Genomic DNA, 18,244 nt, shown 5'->3' with positions numbered 1-18,244 from the left:
CTGGGGGGCAGCCCCGGCCCGCGCGTGTCCCCCCTCGCGGGTGGAGGGAAGGCGCGGGTTTCGTCGGGCAAGGAGCTTCAGGCCTCCTGGACCGGGCGGCCCGGCCCTGTTCACCGCCGCGCGGACGGTGCGGTTCCCGGGTTCCGCCGGGCGGGGATGCGACTTAAGTCTCGCGCGAGGCGTTTCCCGGGCCTGGAGGGCACCGCGCGGATGTGGATCGAGCACGTCGACAAGCTGATTGGGACGCTGGGGCCGTTCGGGTTCCTGGTGCTCGGCGTGGCGGCGATGCTGGAGTACGTGGTGCCGCCGTTCCCCGGGGACACCATCGTGCTCATGGGCGGCATCTACGCCGTGCGCGGGGAGAAGCCCTGGTGGCTGGTGCTCGCGGTGGTGACGGCGGGCAGCGTGTTGGGCGCGTTCATCAACTACGCGGTGGGCCAGTGGCTGGCGAGGCGCTTCGAGGCGAATCCGCAGCGCTCCTTCTTCGGCCTCACGCACGCGCGCCTGACGCAGGTGCAGACGCGGATGCGGCACGCGGGGCCCTGGCTTCTGCTGGTGAACCGGTTCCTGCCGGGCATCCGGGGCGTCATCTTCATCGCGGCGGGGGCGGCGCGCGTGCCGCGCTTCAACGCGCTGGTGCTGGGCGCCGTGTCCGCGCTGGCGCACAGCGGGCTCATCCTGGCGCTGGGCATGGCCGTGGGCGGAAACCTGGAGCGGCTGACGGTGCTGGTGTCGCGCTACCAGTACGCCGTCATCGGGCTGCTCGTGGTGGCGGCGCTGGGGTTTGGCGTGCGGGCGCTGACGCGGCGGCGTGAGTCCGCCGTGGAACCGTAGCGGGCCCGGCCGGGCAGGGAAATGTGCGGGGCCAGCGTGCCGGAGCCGCAGGCACGTTGCGCGGGCCCGGGGTGGCGCGGTTGAGTCGGGGGCATGTTCCGCGCCCGTGCTCGCTGGTGGCTGCTCGTGTTGCTCGTCCTGGTGGGTGGGTGCCGCTGTGGCGACGACCCCAACCTGGGCGGTGCGAGCGCCAGCTTCCGGCCGCAGGACGAGGTGGTGGACTTCGGCCGGGTGCTGGAGGGCACCCAGGTGCGCCGCTCGCTGACGCTGGTGGCCACGGGCCGCGCGGGCGTGCAGGTGGAGGCGGTGACGGACGCGCCCTTCTTCGTCGTCGTGTCCCAGATTGTCGTCGGGGGCAGCGGCACGGGCACGGTGGACATCCTGTTCTCCGCGAGCAACACGCCGGTGGAGGGCGAGCTGGTGCTCACCGCTGGGCGCACCACGGCGAAGGTGAAGCTCACCGGCGTGGGCGTGCGTCCGCTGCCGTGCCTGCCGCAGGGGGAGTGCACCGATTCGCGCTTCGACCTGGAGTCCGGCCAGTGCATTGAATCACCGCTGGAGGACGGCGCGTCGTGCATCCCCAGCAGCCGCTGCCAGGAGAACGGCCGCTGCCAGGCGGGCGCCTGCGTGGGGCAGCCGCGCACGTGCAATGACGACAACCCGTGCACGGTGGACAGCTGTTCTCCGACGCAGGGCTGCGTGAGGGCGGACGTCGTCTGCCCGGCGTCGAGCAACCCCTGCAAGGTGGGCGTGTGCGACCGCAACGAGGGCTGCCAGGAGGTGGACGTGGCGGACTTCAGCCCTTGCGGCGCGGTGAGCTGCAAGGCGGCGCAGGTCTGCTTCAGCGGCACGTGCCGGACGGTGACGCCGCCGGACGGCTTTGTGTGCGCGCCCGCCACGCCCTGCCAGGACGAGGGCAAGTGCAGCGCGGGCGAGTGCATGCGCCCGGACGCGGGCGACCTGGAGTCCGACTTCAGCGCGGAGCTGGGCGGGGCGCCCGTCGCGGAGGACGGTGGGCCGGTGCTGCTGGTGGACGACGGGACGGTCTACGTGTCGGTGTGCGGGGAGGACGCGGGCTGCTGGCTCGCCGCGTACACGGAGAAGGGCGGACTGCTGCGCTACGAGTCGCCCTATGTGGACGGAGGCGCGAGGACGTTGCTCGCGGCGTCGGACGCGGGCGTGGTGGTGCTCGCGCCGGAAGCGTTGGAGGCCTACGCGCCCCGGGGCGTGGGCGAGCTGCGCTGGCGCACGTCGCTGGCGCTCTCCGAGGCGGCGCTGGATGGAGGGTCACCGGAGGGCGTGCCCGGCACGGGAGCGGGCAGGGTGGCGCTGACGAAGGAAGGCGACGTGCTGACGTACGTCACGTGGAGTGGCGACGCGGGCACGGAGCCGCTGCGCTCCCGGCTGGTGGTGCTGAGCGCGGACGCGGGAGTGCCGCTGGCGATGGGTCCGGAGGAGGACGGCGGAGGAGCCGCGAGGCTCGCCGTGGACGACGCGCGCGGCGCGTACCTCTACACGCCGTGGGATGGACGGCTGGCCTTCACGGACCGGGCACCCCCGGTTGAGCCGAACACGGATGGCGGTCCGGCTGCCCTCGAGAACGGAGGCCCCGCATCGCTGAGCCTCGAAGCGCTCGGTTCCGGTGTTCCAGGGGGTGCGCCGTCACTGGCGCTCGCGTCGGGGCGGCTGCTCGTGGGCACGCGCGCCTTCGTGGACACGGATGGAGGCGTGCTCGGTGAACTGGATTGGGACGCGGGCACGCGCACGCTGTCCCCGCTGGCCGAGCCCGTACTGATGTCCCCCGGAGGCACGGTGGGCCATGCACTGGCGCTCGCGTGCGACCACACGGACGGCACGCCTTGCGTGGGCGCGGAGCTGCGCACGGTGCTGCGCTCCTTCAGCTCCGATGACGGCCATTTCCTCTCGGAGGTGGACGTGCTGCCCGCGCCGCTGCTTCCCGGCACCTTCCATGAAGCCGCGCTGCTGGAGCAGAACACGGTGGGCGTGCTCGCGGACGCGGTGCTGCCGAACGGTCAGCGTCAGGCGTGGTTGGAGTGGATTGCCTTCGGCAACAAGGTCAATCAGTGCTCCCTGAAGGGCCGCGTGGAGGTCGCGGGCGCGGTGTTCGCGGGGGACCTGCTGCACGTGGCCCTGCGCCGCGACGGCGTCTGGTTCCTGGAGTCCTATCCGGTCGGTGGGCGCGCTGAGTCCCGAGGTTGGCCCCAGCGCAACGCCGGCCCCGCTGGAACTCGCCGGGCCGTGCCCTGAATCAATATGGCCTGGGGCTCGATGATCTATCGGACCAGTGCCTAGGGAAGAACCCCGCCCGTCCAGGCTCGGCCGTGGTTCGCGCCTCGCCACTCCTTGTCCTTCGCTTCAGCCGTGGATTGGATCCGAAACATGATGCGCTGAGCGTGCGCCTTCTCGGGAACCTCGACGATCTCGTACGAGAGCACTGTCCCACCGAAGTACGAACGCTTCGCCTTGCTCTCGTGGAGATAGATCGTTCCGCCCACGAGCTGAGCTGCTTCTTCAGGCGAGAAATCCCAATAGCCCGAGTTGTAGATCGAGGGCTCGACGGCATGCAGGTTGAGCCCTCGTTTGCACTTGATGTGAGTACTCGCCATGGTTGCTCCTAGATGAAGAGTGGGGGCCGTGACCTAGCCAATCACGGCCGGGTCCACCCAGAGGTCCTCGAAGCGCACCTGCGGCGGGGTCTGGTGCAGCCGCAGGTTCTGCACGGACGCCGCCGCGGCCGCGTGCGTGCGGTCGTGGTACAGCGGGATGAGCGGGCAGTCCTCGCGCGCCAGCTGCTCCGCGCGCTTGTAGAGCTGTGCGCGCAGCTCCGGGTCAATGGACACGCGCGCCTCCGCGGTGAGCCGGTCCAGCTCCGGGTTGCGGTAGCCCAGCGGGTACACCGTCTGCGCGCTGGAGTTGAGCAGGAAGTGCAGGAACGCGTCCGCGTCCGGGAAGTCCGCCAGCCACAGCGTGCGGAAGGCGGGGACCTTCCCCTCGCGCAGGCGCGGCAGGTACTCCTCTGGAGGCATCTGTTCGTGCCGCAGCTCCAGCAGGCCCGCTTGAATCATCGGCCGGAAGAGCACCGCGTCCTCCGCGGACGTGTCGCGGCCCACCGGGTGGTGCAGGGTGAGCTGCAACCGCCGCACGCCTGCCTCGCGCAACAGCCGCTCCGCCAGCGTCAGGTCCGGCACCGGCGAGGGCCCCAGCTCCTGGGCTCCGTCCAGCAGCTCCGGCGGCGTGAACGTGCGCGCCACGCGCGCGCCCGGGTGGAACTGCTCCACCACGGCCGGGATGTCCATGCCCGCGCGCAGCGCCCGCCGCACGCGCACGTCGTTGTAGGGCGCCTCGTTCAGGTTGAGCCCCAGGAACGCCGTGGACGGCGTGGTGCTGGTCACCACCTGGTGCGCCTCCAGCCCCTTGGCCTCCGTGTGCTCCACGTGCAGGAACGACACGAGGTCCACCTGTCCGTCCAACAGCTGCCGCACCGCCTGGGGCCGCGTGTCCGACATGACGAACTCCAGCCGGTCCAGCAGCGGAATCCCGCCGCGCCAGTAGGTGGCGTTGCGCTCCAGCACCATCCGGTCCGGCTGCATGCCGACGACGCGGAACGGGCCGGTGCCCACCAGCTTCCCCGCGGGGTCCACCTTCGCCACCGCCGTGGCCGTCAGCGCCATGAGCTGGAGGAAGAACGCCTTGGGCTCGCGCAGCCGGATTTCCAGCGTGCCCTCGTCCAGGACCTCGATGCCCGTCACCTCGCGCGCCAGGCCGCTGGAGTACTCGCGTGCGCCCTCCACGTCCTCCAGCAGGCTGCGGTCCGGTGAGCGCAGCGCCGGGTCCATCAACCGCTCCAGGTGGCGCTTCACGTCCTGCGCGGTGAGCAGGGTGCCGTCGTGGAAGGTGACGCCCCGGCGCAGGTAGAAGCGGTAGCGGCGCGCGGACGGGTCCGCGTCCCAGCGCTCGGCCAGGTCGGGCACCAGCATGCCGTCCTCCAGCCGCACGAGGCAGGAGAAGAGGCACGCCGTCAGCTCCGTCATCTGGTTCTCGACGCTGAACAGCGGATCCACGACCTGCCGCGAGCGCAGCGAGCCCGCCTGATGCAAGCCCACGCGCAGCGTGCCACCCGGCCGCGCCCGGGGCAGCTGGAAGCGGAACACCTCCGCCTCCAGGCTGGCTGTCTCGTGGCCCAGCTGGTCCACCGTGCGGTCCAGCCCGTCGCCAATGCGGATGACCCGGCGCGCGTCCTCGCGCACCTGGGCGATCTCCTCGCGGATGGACGCGTCGCCCCGGGTGAGCACCTGGTGCGCGGCCCGCAGCTCCTCAATGGCCGCGCTCAGGCGCATCACCGCTTCGGACAGGTCGCGGCCCGTGCGCGCCTGGGACTCCGCCTTCTGGCCCGCGCTCTGGCCCACGCGCGACATCTCTTGAATCTGGCGCACCAGGTCCCGCGCGTTGCCGGACTGCTCGATGGCCATGCGCGTGATGTCCTCCACGCGCCGGGCCACGCGCTTGCTGGCCTCCACGACGGTGGCGCCCTGCGCCTCCAGCTGCTGCGTCTCCATCACCGTGGCCTCCACGGCGGCGAAGGTGCGCTGGGTGATGGCGCGAATCTCACTCAGGGCCTCGGAGGCGCGGTCGCCCAGGGCCACGCCCGCGGTGGCCTGCTCGCGCCCCTCCTGCACCAGCGCCACGGCGGTCTCCACCGCGTCGCGGATGCCCGTCACCATGGTGCCAATCTCGCGCGTGGAGCGCGTGGTGCGCTCCGCGAGGCTGCGGATCTCGTTGGCCACCACGCCGAAGGGGCGGCCGTGCTCGCCCGCCTGCGCGGCGATGATGGCGGCGTTGAGGGCCAGGAGGTTCGTCTGGTCGGCGATCTCCTGGATGACGTCCACGATGCGGCCAATCTCCAGCGACCGCGTGCCGAGCATCTCCATCAGCTCGGCCGCCTTGCGCACCGTCTCCTCCACCCGGTACATGCCCTGCACGCTGTCGCCCACCAGCGCCTCGCCGCGCTGGGCGGTGGTGGTGACCGCGACGGCCATGCTGTTGGTCTCCATGGCGCGGCGGCGCACGGCGAAGATGCCGCCCTCCACCAGCGCGACGAAGTCCTCCGCCTCGGAGGCGAAGCGGCCCAGCTCGTCACCCGACGCGGCGATGTGCGTGAGGCGCTCCGTCATCGCCTGCGTGAGGCCGCTGGTGCGCTGGCTGAAGTCGTTGACGGTCTCCAGGCCGTCCACCACCTGGTGCAGCCGCTCGGTCATCTCCAGCAGGGCGCCCGTCGTCTCGTGCGCGAAGGTTTCAATGTGCTGCACGCGCTTGATGGCCACCTGGAGGCTGGTGCCGTTGCCGCCCACGGCGGAGAGCGTGCGCTCCACGGCGCCGCCCTGACGGCGCGCGGCCTCCAGCAGCATGCGGGCCTGGTCGCTCACGCCGTTGCCGGTGCGGTGCAGGTTGCTCGTCACGCGCTGCACCTGGGACATGGCGCGGCGCAGGGACAGGATGAGACGGCGCAGGTCCTCCTGGCCCTCGAAGCCCGTGTGGATGGGCGTGGTGAGGTCGCCCTCCGCCAGCCGGGACATCAGGTCGCGCCGCTCGCGACGGCGCATCGACGCGAAGCGGAACCACGACAGGTAGCTGCCAGTGAGCCAGAGGAACGGCACGCCGAGCAGCAGCACCGCCCAGCCGGCCGTGTCATCCGGCTTGCCCGTCACCCAATACAACACGAAGCCCAGGATGAGTGCGGAGACCAGGGCCGCCGCCAGCCCGAACGAGAAGAGGTACCGTTTGGCGCCCATGGACGGGGGGACGCTAACCCGCCTTCTCGCGCCGGTCCTCAATTCGACGCATGCTTCACGGGACATGAAGGCCCTCTTCGCCATCGCCATGCTGGCGCTCCCGGGAATCCCCGCCAGCGCGGGCGCCGGGACCCCCAGGGCTGCCGGGGCTGGACGTCCGGCCCTGTACGTCTTCGCGTGGCGGGGCGTGCCGGTGGGCACGGTGGGCCTGTCGCTGGAGGCGGGGCGGTTCACGTACACCAGCCGGCACCTGCACGTGCGCGACGGCCAGGCGGGCGAACGCGTGCGTGAGGTGACGCTGCGGGTGGACGCCGCGGGGCGCGTGACGGGCGCGGACGCGGTGCCCCAGGCGCTGTGGCTGTGGCACGGGCCGCCGCCCGAGGGCTGCGTGAAGGGCCGCGAGGAGCTGTCCGGCCAGGAGGGCCCCCACTGCGTCACGGCTCGGAGCGCCACCACCGCCGAGGGCACGATGCTGGGCTCACGCTTCAAGGCCCGCTACGACGACCAGGGCCAGCTCCAGGCGCTGGAGGTGGGCGACTCCCGCTTCACGCGGGCAGCCCCCGGGGAGCGGCTGCGAGCACCGCCGGAGCTGTTCGCGGAAGGGGTGCCCGTGGAGGGCGGCACCGAGGGGGCGTTGAGGCTGGTGCCAGGCGGGCAGGCGGCGTCGCGCGCTCCGGTGGTCCCCGCGCGGCTGCCGGACATGACGGAGTGGACCCCGGCCGACGCACGGGCCCTGTCCGCGAAGGTGCACGCGGCCTTCCCGGACAAGGGGCCCACGGCGGCGGACTGGCGCTCGGGAGGGGAGGGCGAGGCAGGAGGCTGCCTGGCGCACGCGCTGCGCTTCGCGTCCCTGGCCCGCGCCCGGGGGCAGCGGGTGGGGCTGGTGCACGGGTTGCTGGTGGTGGACGGCGGCGCTGGACGGCCGCACGCCTGGGTGCGGGTGGCGCTGCGGGGCGGCGGGACCCTGGACCTGGACCCCACGTCCCTGGACCCCGTGCGCCCGGACACGCACCTGGCGCTGGCCCTGGTGCCTCCGGACGGCCCCGGCTTGGAGGCCGGGGAGCGCTGGTTGTCGCTCCTGCGCGGAGACTGGCGCGTGGTGCGCGCTACTCGAACGGAATGACAGACAGCTTCGCGCCGGGCTTCACTTCCAGGATTTCCTTGGCGCGAGCGGGCAGGTGGATGACGGTGTTGTCCAGCCGGGCCTGGCAGCGCACGGAGCGGAAGCGGTTGCGGCCGGATTCGCGCTCGGCGGCGACCAGCACGTCGTCTCCCACCAGCTCGAAGTCCTCTTCCGCCAGCTTCATCGTGCGGTAGCGGCGCACCAGGGAGATGTCCTCCGTATTCGCCTCGAAGTGCGGGCCGCCGTCGAACGGGTCGATGCGCTCCACGTACCGGAAGCCCACCCGCTCCAGCATCCGCTGCACGCCGCGCGTGGCCGGGCCCACTTCCCCCAGCACCTTCTGCACGCGGTCCGTGAACAGCGACGCGTAGATGTCCGACGAGGGGAACAGCTCCTTGATGAACTCCTTGTTCTGGCGGCTCAGCCGGTCGGCCTCCAGGTAGGTGAGCCCGGTGAACTTCTTCCCGCAGGCCTCCCACAGGAGGCTGCGCCCGTCCGGGAGCAGCGGCGGGAGCAGCTCCGCCAGCACGCGCGGCCGGAACAGCCGCCGGTGCATGGCGATGAAGAGGAAGCGCACGAAGGACAGCTGCTTGCCGGGCTTGTCCGGCGTCGCGCGGTAGGGCGGGTCCACCACCAGGCCGCCAATCTCCGTGGGGCCCTCGTAGTTGTACGCGATGGACAGCACCTTGTGCCGCAGGTGCCGCTCCAGCGAGGCGGAGTAGTGCTCGCGCTCGCTCACCTCATAGTAGATGTGCGGCGCTTCGTACGTGCCGTGCTGGGCGATGATCATCGACGTGCCGATGATGAGGTTGTTGCGCACGTCCTCCAGCACGAAGAGGTACTCGCGCTCGAACGGGTCCTTCACCTTGCCGGCGAAGCTCTTCACCGACTTGTCGATGATGGCCTCGAGCGTCTCTTCGTTGTTCGGCAGGTTGACCGTGTTCAGCACCGCGGCAAGCCGCTTCAGGCCGGGCAGGTCGGTTTTCTGGACGTCTCGCAGCACGAGCATTGGGGCACGCTGAAGAGCGCCCCGGGAAGGGAGCGCCGGAAGGGCCCGTGACCTTACACCACGCCCCCGTCCCGTCAGCCTCCTGCATGCTCCCTTGTCAATGACGCGTTGCGTTCAGGACACCGCTCTGCCGTCCGCTCGGTGGGTACGGGCGGCCCGTTCCCGTCGTGAAACATGTTTCAAACCGGAGAGGGGCCTGCCTGCCCGCATGCTCCGTTGCCAGGCGTCTGGGAATGGTTTGGAGACGGAATGAAGACAGGGAATGATGAAGGCCAATCATTGTCGAAGTTTGAAAGCAAAGCATCAGGCCTTCACCCTCCCCCAAGGATTCCTCATTGAAAGCACTGCACCTCTGGCTCGTGGTCTGTCTGCTCCCGAGCCTCGCTGCGGCGGAAATCGTCTGGCGGGGCGATTTCGAGACGGGCAACCGTTCCCAGTACAGCAAGGAACAGATGGTGAGCTCGGACCGGCTCCAGGTGGTGACGAGCCCGGTCTCGGAGGGGAAGTACGCCCTCAAGGCCACGGTGAAGCAGGGCGATGACCCCATCAACTCCAGCGGGAACCGCAATGAGCTGGTGTACCTGAGCAACGAGAAGGTGGGTTCGGAGTACTGGTACCGCTGGAAGGTGATGTTCCCGAACGACTTCCCCAGCGTGGACGCGTGGCAGCTCTTCACGCAGTGGCACCACGACGGGTGCTGCGGGTCGCCGCCGGTGGAGTTCTTCGTGAAGGGCGAGGTCATCCGCCTGTCGCTGAACGACAGCGGCACGGTGTGGAACACGGCGCTCAAGCGCGGCGTGTGGCAGGAGTTCATCTTCCACGTGAAGTGGTCCCCGGACGCGTCCGTGGGCTACGTGGAGCTGTGGCACAACGGCGTTCAGGTGCTGAAGAAGACCAAGGCCATGACGATGTTCGCTGGCCAGAACAACTACCTGAAGCTGGGCTTGTACCGGGACGACAGCATCAAGCCGGTGGGCGTCGTCTACCACGACGGGATGATCCAGGCGACCAGCCGCGAGGACGTGTTCCCGGCGGTGCAGCCGGATCCGGACCCGGTGGTGGACGCGGGCACGCCGGTGGACGCGGGCTCGCCCGTGGATCCGGTGGTGGACGCGGGTTCGCCGGTGGATCCGGAGCCGGTGGTGGACGCGGGTTCTCCGGTGGATCCGGATCCGGTGGTGGACGCGGGCACGTCCATGGACGCGGGCACGGGCACGGGCGTGAAGCCGTCTCCGCTGGACGAGGGCGAGGGCGACACGAACTTCCACGGCGGGTGCTCCACGGGTGGCGGGTCGCTGGCCGCGTTCTCGCTGCTGGGACTGCTGGGCCTGATGAAGGCGCGCCGCCGCCGGAGCTGAAGCAGGTGAAGGACCCTCCCGCTCCGGTGCGTCCGGGGCGGGAGGCGGGTTGAAGGAGTCCGCGCTTCCATGCAAGGAGGCGCGGGATGACTCCTCCCCGGTGGATGTGGTGGCTGTGCTGCCTCCTGTGGACCGCGTGCGCGGGACCGGAGGTGCGAGCGCCGCGAAGCTACTCCCAGGCGACGATGGACTCCGCGACGGCGGGGTGTCTGCGCAACCCGGCGTGCGCGTCCCAGGTGGGGCAGGACGCCATCCTTCCGTGGCTGTCCAGGGCCGCGGCCCGGGCAGGTCAGGCCGCCGCGGTGATGCGCCTGTGGGAAGCGGCGGAGGTGGACCGCGTGGAGCGGGTGCTCGCGGAGTGCGCGAAGCAGGCGAACTTCGAGGTGAATGAGCGGTTGCTGGGGCCGGGCAAGCGGACGAATCGTCAAGTCTGCGAGGAGAAGGTGGTGGACGCGAACGGGCGGGAAATCACCCGGGCAGTGCAGCTGGGAGAGGCCAAGCACGCGGCCGCATTGGAGTGCGTGCAGCGGGCGCTGGGGGCCACGGATGCGGGCCGGTTCAGCCTGGAGCCTCGTTACCTGCGGGACGCGAAGACCGGGCGGACGCGGTGGTTGGAACCGGAAGAGGTCGCGCAATGGCTGCGGGACGGACTGTTCCACCTGCTCACGGGGACCATCGCGCCGGACGTGGTGCTACATGCTTTGGGAAATCCACTGAAGGTGCAGCGGGTCTACGACTTCAAGTTCCCGTGCCCGGTGAGCAATATTCCTCGATGGGATCCCTACCCTGACGGGCACCTCTTCGCGTCAAAAAACCAGGGCGAGATCTACCAGCAGCTTCTCAAGAGCGAGCAGGTGCCCCAACTGGTATCTCCCAACCATGGAGTCACGCCATGACCGGACCCATCCCAAGGATTCGTGAAGGCATGGACATCGAGGACCAGTGGGTGGTCCTCCTTCGTGAGGGGATCAGCATCGCGTTCTACATGCGGCCGCCCCACGAGTTGATGGCCTCGGCTGTGTGGCGAGCACTGGAGCGCTATCGTCAGGCCATCAGTCCGCGCCAGCTTGGCTGGTACGTAGACTACTCGGGAGACTGGCAGCCCTTGGACTCCGAGGGGGAGGCCGTCATACGGCAGCGACTGCTGGCACCCTCTGCACTGGTCGAGCTGATCGAGCGCCCCGACTCCGTGACGGGAATTGCTTTCAAATACCAAGGGCGTAGCAAGGCCGCTGCTGGCTTCGAGATTGAGGACCGGGAGAATAGCTGTGCTCTGGAGTTCCATCTGCCCGTTGAGTTCCTGGACGAACGTGGGCCGGAGTGGATCCGCTCATTGGCCATCGACCTGGGGCGCGAGTTGCCGTGGAACTCGGGGCACACAGGGCTGTCACTTGAATTGGGCTCCTGGCCCAAGACCCTCACGCCGCGCCTTCATGAAGCGACCCGGCGATACCCGGGCTTTGACCTGAATCGACTGAACACGCTGGCCCTGTACCTGGGCACGAAGCTCCGTCCCCCCGCGTGGCTCACGTTCCTGGGCCCCCCGGTCCTGAACGAACTGGGCGGCACGGAGGGACTGCGCTCCCGGCTGCACTCGCCTTCAACGCAGGTGGAAGCCCTGTCCCCGGACCGCGCGGTGGTGTCCCTGGGGCCTGTCCCCGAAGCCGGGGACCTGGAGGCCGGTGACACGTTGCCTGCGTACCGCGAGCTGTCCCGTGTGCTGGAGCCGTGGCTCTACGCGCACAAGGGGGCCTGGGGCGACTTCACCGAAGCCGAGGTCCGCCAGTGGGAGCGCCGCTTCCTCTGACCCCGCTGTGGCATCATCCCCGGCCGCCATGTCGCAGACGCCTCGCAAGGTCTCGCTCGTCCTGAGCTACCAGTACCCCGGCAAGTACGCCTTCACCGTGCTCGCCGGCGCCGTGGAGGCGGACCCCGCGCTCGCGGACGTGTCACTGCACTTTCCTCGCAGCCGCGAGGACCTGCTGACCACCCTGCGCGAACGCGTGGATGCGGGCGACACCGTCGTCGCCGCGTGGTCCTTCTACTCCGCCAGCTTCGGCCCCTCCGTGGAGGAGCTCACCTGGGTGCGCGAACGGCTGGAGGGCCGCGACGTCCTCTGCATCGCGGGCGGCGTGCACGCCACCGCGGAGACGCTTCAAACCCTCCAGGCCGGCTTCGACCTCGTCGCCGTGGGCGAGGGCGAGCACACCCTGCGCGCCCTCCTGGCCCGCGTCCTCAAGGGCGAGGACCCGCGCACCACGCACGGCACCGCGCACCTCAAGGACGGCAAGCTCGTGCAGCACGGCCACGGCGAGGGCGTGCGCCTGGACGACTTCCCTCCGTTCGCCGCGAAGCACGTGAAGTTCGGCGCCATCGAGATCACCCGGGGCTGCATCTACGCCTGCCGCTTCTGCCAGACGCCCTTCATGTCCAAGGCGCGCTTCCGGCACCGCACCGTCGCCAACATCGCCCGCTGGGCCCGCGAGCTGCGCCGCGCGGGCCGGCGCGACCTGCGCTTCATCACCCCCACGTCCCTGTCCTACGGCACCCCCGACGAGACCGTGAACCTGGCCGCCGTGGAGGAACTGCTCGCCGCCGTGACGGAGGCCATGGCCCCGGACGGGCGCATCTACTACGGCACCTTCCCCTCGGAGGTGCGCCCGGAGCACGTCACGCCGGAGGCCCTGGCGCTGCTCAAGCGCTACGTGGCCAATGACAATCTCATCATCGGCGGCCAGTCCGGCTCCGAGCGCATCCTCCAGGCCACCCGGCGCGGCCACGACGTGGAGACCGTGGTGCGCGCGGCCCGGCTCGCGGTGGAGGGCGGCTTCGTGCCCAACGTGGACTTCATCCTGGGCCTGCCCGGGGAGGAGCCCGCGGACGTGGACGCCACCCTGGACCTCATGCAGCGGCTGTCCGACCTGGGCGCCCGCGTGCACGGCCACACCTTCATGCCGCTGCCCGGAACGCCGTACCGCGACGCGGCCCCGGGCCGCATGGACGCGCGCACCCAGCAGCGGCTGGACTTCCTCGCGTCCCAGGGGCGCCTGTATGGCCACTGGCGGGCGCAGGGCGTGCTCGCGGAGGCCATCGCCGCCCGCAGACAGCCGCGCGCCCGCTAGCCGCACCCGTTACACTCGCGCGATGGCTGAACAGACGCCTTACTGGCTCCTCATCTCCGTGCTCTTCAGCTCCCAGCCCCTCACCCCGGCGCTGGCCATGACGCTGCACGAGGCCGCCTTCGAGCTGTACTCGCGCGGCGAGGGCTCACGCGAGGTGGCGGGGGACATGCTCTCCGGCCGCGTGAGCAACCTGCGCAAGGACGTGTCCCTGGGCGGCATCGCCGGGCCCGCCTTCGAGGCCGAAATCGAAACCGAGCGCGGCTCCGGCGTGGTCCGCTTCGTCCTCACCCGCCAGGGCCTGGAGATGATGAAGGCCCAGGCGCCGGCCGCAGCGGGTCCCGCGAAGCCGAAGTACCTCAACTGAGGAAGGGGCCCCCTGTCCGCCCGGCCGCTCCCGGAACGGCACTCCGTCACCACCTTGTGGGCTCAAGGGAGGAATGGCGGCATGGACCCCAAGGACGAATACCTCAAGAAGAGCGCCGGCATCCCGCTGGACCCAAGCAAGCAGAAGGACCCGGAAGAGGACGGCGACCGGGTGCCCGCGGAAGGCCGCGCCGAGGAGCTCAACGACGTCACCGGGCAGAACGGCGGACAGCGCTCCGACGTGGATCAGCCCTGGAACGACACGAAGAACCGGCACGACGGCATCCGCGACCAGTACAGCGACGACAGCGACAAGAAAAAGCCCTGAGGTCTCCCCCAGGGCTTCATGAAGTCAGTGCTGTGAAGGACGGCCTGGGGCGCGGGACTACTCGCGCTCCAGGTCCAGCTTCATGCCGCCCATGTGCAGGATGGACTGGGACAGGGACACCGACGACATGATGGCCAGGTCCTCGATGGCCTGCATCTCCTCGCTCTTGGGCTCCGTGCCCGTCTGCGAGGCCGCGGCCTGCTGCTGCTGGGGCTTCTGGCCCGTGACGTTCACCGGCGTGGAGGTGGCGCCCGCGGTGTAGGCGTTCACCAGCCCGCCGTGCGGCGTGGCCCCCATCTGCGCCAGCGCCGCCGACACCACCGAGCCACCCGTGACCTGCGCGCCCATCTTGGGCTGCGCGGCCGCGCCCGACATCAGCGAGCCGAAGCGGCTGCCCGACACGGAGGAGGCGGTGTTCGTCGTGGCCGGCTGCACCCGCGGACCGGAGAGGGACGTGATGCGGTTCATGGCGGCTCCCGTCAAAAAGGCCCCTGTTCAACCCAGGCACACCCGAAGGCATGCCTGTGGGGCTTCAAGTTCGTTCTCCCCATTATCGCCCAGGGCTCCCGGAAGTTGCCTCTTTGGGTGGGAGAACGGCGAAGGCCGCGAAATCCCGGGGGAATTTCCCCTGGGACGCCGCGGCCTTCAGGCCTTCACAGCCCCTGGAACGGATCCGCCGGGCCTAGAACTGGTGGGCCTCGGTGGACTCGTGCAGGGCCAGGGTGCTGGCGCTGCCGCCGGAGATCACCTCGGCGACCTGGTCGAAGTAGCCGGTGCCCACCTCGCGCTGGTGGCGCGTGGCGGTGTAGCCGTCCTTCTCCGCGCCGAACTCCGACTGCTGCATCTCGCTGTAGGCCGCCATGCCGCGGTCCTTGTACTTCCGCGCCAGCTCGTACATCGAGAAGTTCAGCGCGTGGAAGCCGGCCAGCGTGACGAACTGGAACTTGTAGCCCATGGCGCCCAGCTCACGCTGGAACTTCGCGATGGTGCTGTCGTCCAGGTTCTTCTTCCAGTTGAAGGACGGCGAGCAGTTGTACGCGAGCATCTTGTTGGGGAACTTCTTGTGGATGCCCTCCGCGAAGGCCTTGGCCTGCGCGAGGTCCGGGGTGCTGGTCTCGCACCACACGAGGTCCGCGTACGGGGCGTAGGCCAGGCCGCGCGCGATGGCGCACTCCAGGCCGCCCTTGATGCGGTAGAAGCCCTCGGCCGTGCGGCCCGCCGCCTTGTCGATGAAGGCGTGGTCGTACTCGTCCGCGTCGCTCATCAGGAGCTTGGCGCTGTCCGCGTCCGTGCGCGCCACGAGCAGCGTGGGCACGCCCATCACGTCCGCCGCCAGGCGCGCCGCGGTCAGCGTGCGCACGAAGTGGCTGGTGGGCACCAGCACCTTGCCGCCCATGTGGCCGCACTTCTTCTCGCTGGCCAGCTGGTCCTCGAAGTGAACGCCCGCGGCGCCCGCTTCAATCATGCCCTTCATCAGCTCGTAGGCGTTGAGCGGACCGCCGAAGCCGGCCTCCGCGTCCGCGATGATGGGCGCGAACCAGTTGCGGTCATGACGCCCTTCGGCGTGGTCAATCTGGTCCGCGCGGCGCAGGGCGTTGTTGATCTTCTTCACCACGCTGGGAACGGAGTCCACCGGGTAGAGGCTCTGGTCCGGGTACATCTGGCCCGCGGAGTTCGCGTCCGCGGCGACCTGCCAGCCGGAGAGGTAGATGGCCTTGAGGCCCGCGCGCACCATCTGCACGGCCTGGTTGCCGGTGAGCGCGCCCAGCGCGTTGATGTACTCGTCGGTGTGGAGCAGCTCCCAGAGGCGGCGGGCGCCCATCTCCGCCAGCGTGTGGCTCACGCGGATGGAGCCCCGGAGCTTGTCCACGTCCTTCTCGGTGTAGGTGCGCTTGATTCCCTCGAAGCGCTGGGCATGGAGCTTCGCGTGAGGGGAGGCATCAGAAGTGGTCGGCGTCGCGTCGTACATGCCAGGACTCCTCGGGCTGCGGTGAAGGGTTGAAGAAGACGTCGGTGCTTCGGGTTGGAAAAAGCGTCAGGCCCGCGCGTCGAGCGCCTCGTAGGCGGGCAGGGTGAGGAAGTCCTCGAAGGCGGGCGCGGTGGACAGCTGCTCGAAGAGGACGCGGGACTTCTCCATGTGCGCCTGGCCGTAGCGCTCGTTGGCGCCCTCGCGGCCCATCTGCGCCATCTCCTCCGCGAGCAGCTTGCGGAACAGCTCCTGCGTCACCGGGCGGCCGTCATCCAGCGTGGCGCCGTGGTGGATCCACTGCCACACCTGGGCGCGGGAGATTTCGGCCGTGGCCGCGTCCTCCATCAGGTTGTAGAGGGGCACGCAGCCCAGGCCGCCCAGCCACGCGGCGGTGTACTGGATGCCCACGCGGATGTTGTGGCGCAGGCCCTCCTCCGTGCGCGTGCCGGAGGGCACCTGGAGCAGGTCCGCTTCCGTGATGCGCACGTCCTCGCGCTTGTTGGCCACCTGGTTGGGGCCCTGCATCTGCGCGTCGAAGATCTCCTTCGCGATGGGCACGAGGCCGGGGTGCGCCACCCAGGTGCCGTCGTGGCCGTTCTTCGCTTCCCGCAGCTTGTCCGTGCGGACCTTGGCCATCACCGCGTCGTTGGCGGCCGTGTCTCCCTTGATGGGGATGAAGGCGGCCATGCCGCCCATGGCGTGCGCGCCCCGGCGGTGACAGGTCTGGATGAGCAGCTGCGAGTAGGCGTTGAGGAAGCCCTTGTCCATGGTGACCTGCCCACGGTCGGGCAGCACCACGGAGTCGTCGGACTGGAGCGTCTTGATGAAGCTGAAGATGTAGTCCCAGCGGCCGCAGTTGAGGCCGGCCGAGTGCTCGCGCAGCTCGTAGAGGATTTCGTCCATCTCGAACGCGGCGGGCAGCGTCTCGATGAGGACCGTGGCCTTGATGGTGCCGCGCGGGATGTCCAGCTCGCTCTGGGCCAGGTGGAACACGTCGTTCCACAGCCGGGCCTCCAGGTGGCTCTGCATCTTGGGCAGGTAGAAGTAGGGGGCCGTGCCGCGCTTCAGCTGCTCGCGCGCGTTGTGGAAGAAGAACAGGCCGAAGTCGAAGAGCGAGCCGGAGATGGGCTTGCCGTCGATGCGCACGTGCCGCTCCGGCAGGTGCCAGCCGCGCGGGCGCACGAAGAGGACAGCGTGCTTGTCGTTGAGCGCGTAGTGCTTCCCGTTCTCCGCGGTGAAGGAGATGGTCTTCCTCACGGCGTCGCGCAGGTTCAGCTGGCCGCGCACCACGTTGTCCCAGGTGGGGCTGTTGGCGTCCTCGAAGTCCGCCATGAAGACGCTGGCGCCGGAGTTGAGCGCGTTGATGATCATCTTGCGGTCCACCGGACCGGTGATCTCCACGCGGCGGTCCTGGAGGTCCGCGGGCACCGGGGACACCGTCCAGTCCCCCTTCCGCACGTCCGCCGTCTCCGGCAGGAAGTGCGGGCGCTCCCCCTTGCGCCAGGCCTGGGCCACCTTCTTGCGCCGCTCCAGCAGGGCCTCCCGCCGCTCCCCGAAGGTGCGGACCAGCTTCGCCACGAAGGCCATGGCGTCCTGCGTCAGCACCTCCGCGTAGTCCGGATGCCAGGCCCCCTCCACGGTTACGCCGGGGCCGAAAGCCGGGGGATTCTGGGAGGTGCGCGCGTCCATGTCGGCTCCTGACGAGATGCGTTGTAAAACGGCCTAACGGGCTGAAAGATGTCCCCACCCACTGTGGAAGGGAAGCCTTGGTGAATCAGAACACGCTTGCCTGTAAGCCCGTCAACATCACGATGATTAAATCTGTAAATCCACTGACGCAGCCGGACACAAACCCCCGGAATCACGGCACCCCGGGGGGGACGGCAATCAGGAACGGCCGTTTCCGTAGGTAGGAACAGGACCCCCATGTGCCAAGCGGGGGCCTGACGGAGAGGTCACCTCATGGACGTCACGACACGCTGCAGGGCTTGTTCGAAGGAGCTGTCCGGGGAGGCGCCGCGCTGCCCGCACTGCCGCACGCGCACGGTGCCGATGCACCGGGGTGAGGGGCGGGCGCTCCTGGGCGTCTGCGCGTCGCTGGCCCGCGAGCTGGGCGTGGACGCCGCGCTGGTGCGGGTGGCGTTCGTGCTGATGTTCTTCGCGTCCGGGGGGATGAGCGCCGGGCTCTACCTGCTGCTCTGGGCGTTCATCCCGGCGAAGGCCTATGGCCGGGCTCCGCTGCAGGGGCCGCTGGACTGGGTGTCCAAGGTGGCGAACACGCCGGTGGACGACGACACGCCCCGCTGGGAGAAGCGCGTCTAACGTCCG

Annotated in this window: 16 protein-coding genes; 10 read left to right on the top strand and 6 right to left on the bottom strand. The window is 69.9% G+C overall.

The genetic code is table 11. The features are described from left to right. The first annotated feature begins 156 nt into the window (after nt 1–156). Together D7W81_RS15045 and D7W81_RS44105 are read left to right on the top strand one after the other, a co-directional pair. Entirely contained in the window at nt 157–834 is a 678-nt protein-coding gene (locus tag D7W81_RS15045) for a DedA family protein (protein WP_244227222.1), read from the top strand. 93 nt (nt 835–927) lie between these two features. After that, nucleotides 928–3,102 (top strand): hypothetical protein, encoded by a 2,175-nt coding sequence (locus tag D7W81_RS44105; RefSeq protein WP_120556064.1) that lies wholly within the window; start codon nt 928–930, stop codon nt 3,100–3,102. 41 nt (nt 3,103–3,143) lie between these two features. Here the strand turns inward: D7W81_RS44105 and D7W81_RS15035 are convergent, their stop codons facing one another. Beyond that, nucleotides 3,144–3,461, bottom strand: a complete 318-nt coding sequence (locus D7W81_RS15035; RefSeq protein WP_147445490.1) for a hypothetical protein — start codon at nt 3,459–3,461, stop codon at nt 3,144–3,146. A gap of 33 nt (nt 3,462–3,494) precedes the next feature. Beyond that, complete coding sequence (locus D7W81_RS15030) at nt 3,495–6,644, bottom strand: ABC transporter substrate-binding protein (RefSeq protein ID WP_120556062.1); 3,150 nt, start codon at nt 6,642–6,644, stop codon at nt 3,495–3,497. Nucleotides 6,645–6,708: 64 nt separating this feature from the next. Between D7W81_RS15030 and D7W81_RS15025 the strand changes: the two genes are divergently transcribed. Beyond that, the gene (locus D7W81_RS15025) at nt 6,709–7,767 is read left to right on the top strand and encodes a lasso peptide biosynthesis protein (protein ID WP_120556061.1); all 1,059 of its coding nucleotides are present in this window, start codon (nt 6,709–6,711) and stop codon (nt 7,765–7,767) included. On the opposite strand, the gene D7W81_RS15020 is transcribed toward D7W81_RS15025, so the two are convergent. Next, complete coding sequence (locus D7W81_RS15020; protein ID WP_120556060.1) at nt 7,751–8,776, bottom strand: arginine N-succinyltransferase; 1,026 nt, start codon at nt 8,774–8,776, stop codon at nt 7,751–7,753. The genes D7W81_RS15025 and D7W81_RS15020 overlap by 17 nt on opposite strands. A 335-nt stretch (nt 8,777–9,111) precedes the next feature. Here D7W81_RS15020 and D7W81_RS15015 point away from each other — a divergent pair, with 335 nt between their 5' ends. The 6 genes from D7W81_RS15015 (at nt 9,112) to D7W81_RS14990 (ending at nt 13,947) form a co-directional block, all read left to right on the top strand. Continuing rightward, entirely contained in the window at nt 9,112–10,134 is a 1,023-nt protein-coding gene (locus tag D7W81_RS15015; RefSeq protein ID WP_120556059.1) for a heparin lyase I family protein, read from the top strand. Between the two features lie 86 nt (nt 10,135–10,220). Further along, nucleotides 10,221–11,030: a hypothetical protein gene (locus tag D7W81_RS15010; protein WP_120556058.1), complete on the top strand. Its 810-nt coding sequence runs from the start codon at nt 10,221–10,223 to the stop codon at nt 11,028–11,030. Further along, nucleotides 11,027–11,941 carry a type VI immunity family protein gene (locus tag D7W81_RS15005; RefSeq protein WP_244227221.1) on the top strand — a complete coding sequence of 305 codons (915 nt, stop codon included), beginning with the start codon at nt 11,027–11,029 and terminating at the stop codon, nt 11,939–11,941. The genes D7W81_RS15010 and D7W81_RS15005 overlap by 4 nt, the downstream gene beginning before the upstream one ends. Nucleotides 11,942–11,969: 28 nt before the next feature. Beyond that, nucleotides 11,970–13,256 carry a TIGR04013 family B12-binding domain/radical SAM domain-containing protein gene (locus D7W81_RS15000; protein WP_120556056.1) on the top strand — a complete coding sequence of 429 codons (1,287 nt, stop codon included), beginning with the start codon at nt 11,970–11,972 and terminating at the stop codon, nt 13,254–13,256. A 22-nt stretch (nt 13,257–13,278) separates the two neighbouring features. Beyond that, a complete protein-coding gene (locus D7W81_RS14995) occupies nt 13,279–13,620 on the top strand; it encodes a hypothetical protein (RefSeq protein WP_120556055.1) in 342 nt (113 codons plus the stop codon). Between the two features lie 81 nt (nt 13,621–13,701). Further along, nucleotides 13,702–13,947 carry a hypothetical protein gene (locus D7W81_RS14990; protein ID WP_120556054.1) on the top strand — a complete coding sequence of 82 codons (246 nt, stop codon included), beginning with the start codon at nt 13,702–13,704 and terminating at the stop codon, nt 13,945–13,947. Nucleotides 13,948–14,004: 57 nt separating this feature from the next. Here D7W81_RS14990 and D7W81_RS14985 read toward each other — a convergent pair whose 3' ends face one another. From D7W81_RS14985 to aceB, 3 genes are all read right to left on the bottom strand, one after another. Next, complete coding sequence (locus tag D7W81_RS14985) at nt 14,005–14,415, bottom strand: hypothetical protein (protein ID WP_120556053.1); 411 nt, start codon at nt 14,413–14,415, stop codon at nt 14,005–14,007. Nucleotides 14,416–14,629: 214 nt separating this feature from the next. Continuing rightward, entirely contained in the window at nt 14,630–15,916 is a 1,287-nt protein-coding gene (gene aceA, locus D7W81_RS14980) for an isocitrate lyase (RefSeq protein WP_120556052.1), read from the bottom strand. A gap of 66 nt (nt 15,917–15,982) precedes the next feature. Continuing rightward, nucleotides 15,983–17,605, bottom strand: coding sequence for a malate synthase A (gene aceB, locus D7W81_RS14975; protein WP_120556051.1), 1,623 nt, complete (start codon nt 17,603–17,605; stop codon nt 15,983–15,985). 273 nt (nt 17,606–17,878) lie between these two features. Between aceB and D7W81_RS14970 the strand changes: the two genes are divergently transcribed. Then, the gene (locus D7W81_RS14970) at nt 17,879–18,238 is read left to right on the top strand and encodes a PspC domain-containing protein (RefSeq protein ID WP_120556050.1); all 360 of its coding nucleotides are present in this window, start codon (nt 17,879–17,881) and stop codon (nt 18,236–18,238) included. The last annotated feature ends 6 nt before the right edge of the window (nt 18,239–18,244 follow it).

The organism is Corallococcus aberystwythensis (genome assembly GCF_003612165.1).
In the GTDB taxonomy this organism is placed as follows: Bacteria; Myxococcota; Myxococcia; order Myxococcales; family Myxococcaceae; genus Corallococcus; species Corallococcus aberystwythensis.
Note: the sequence above shows the minus strand (reverse complement) of the source record. Positions and strands in the feature narration are given on the sequence as shown.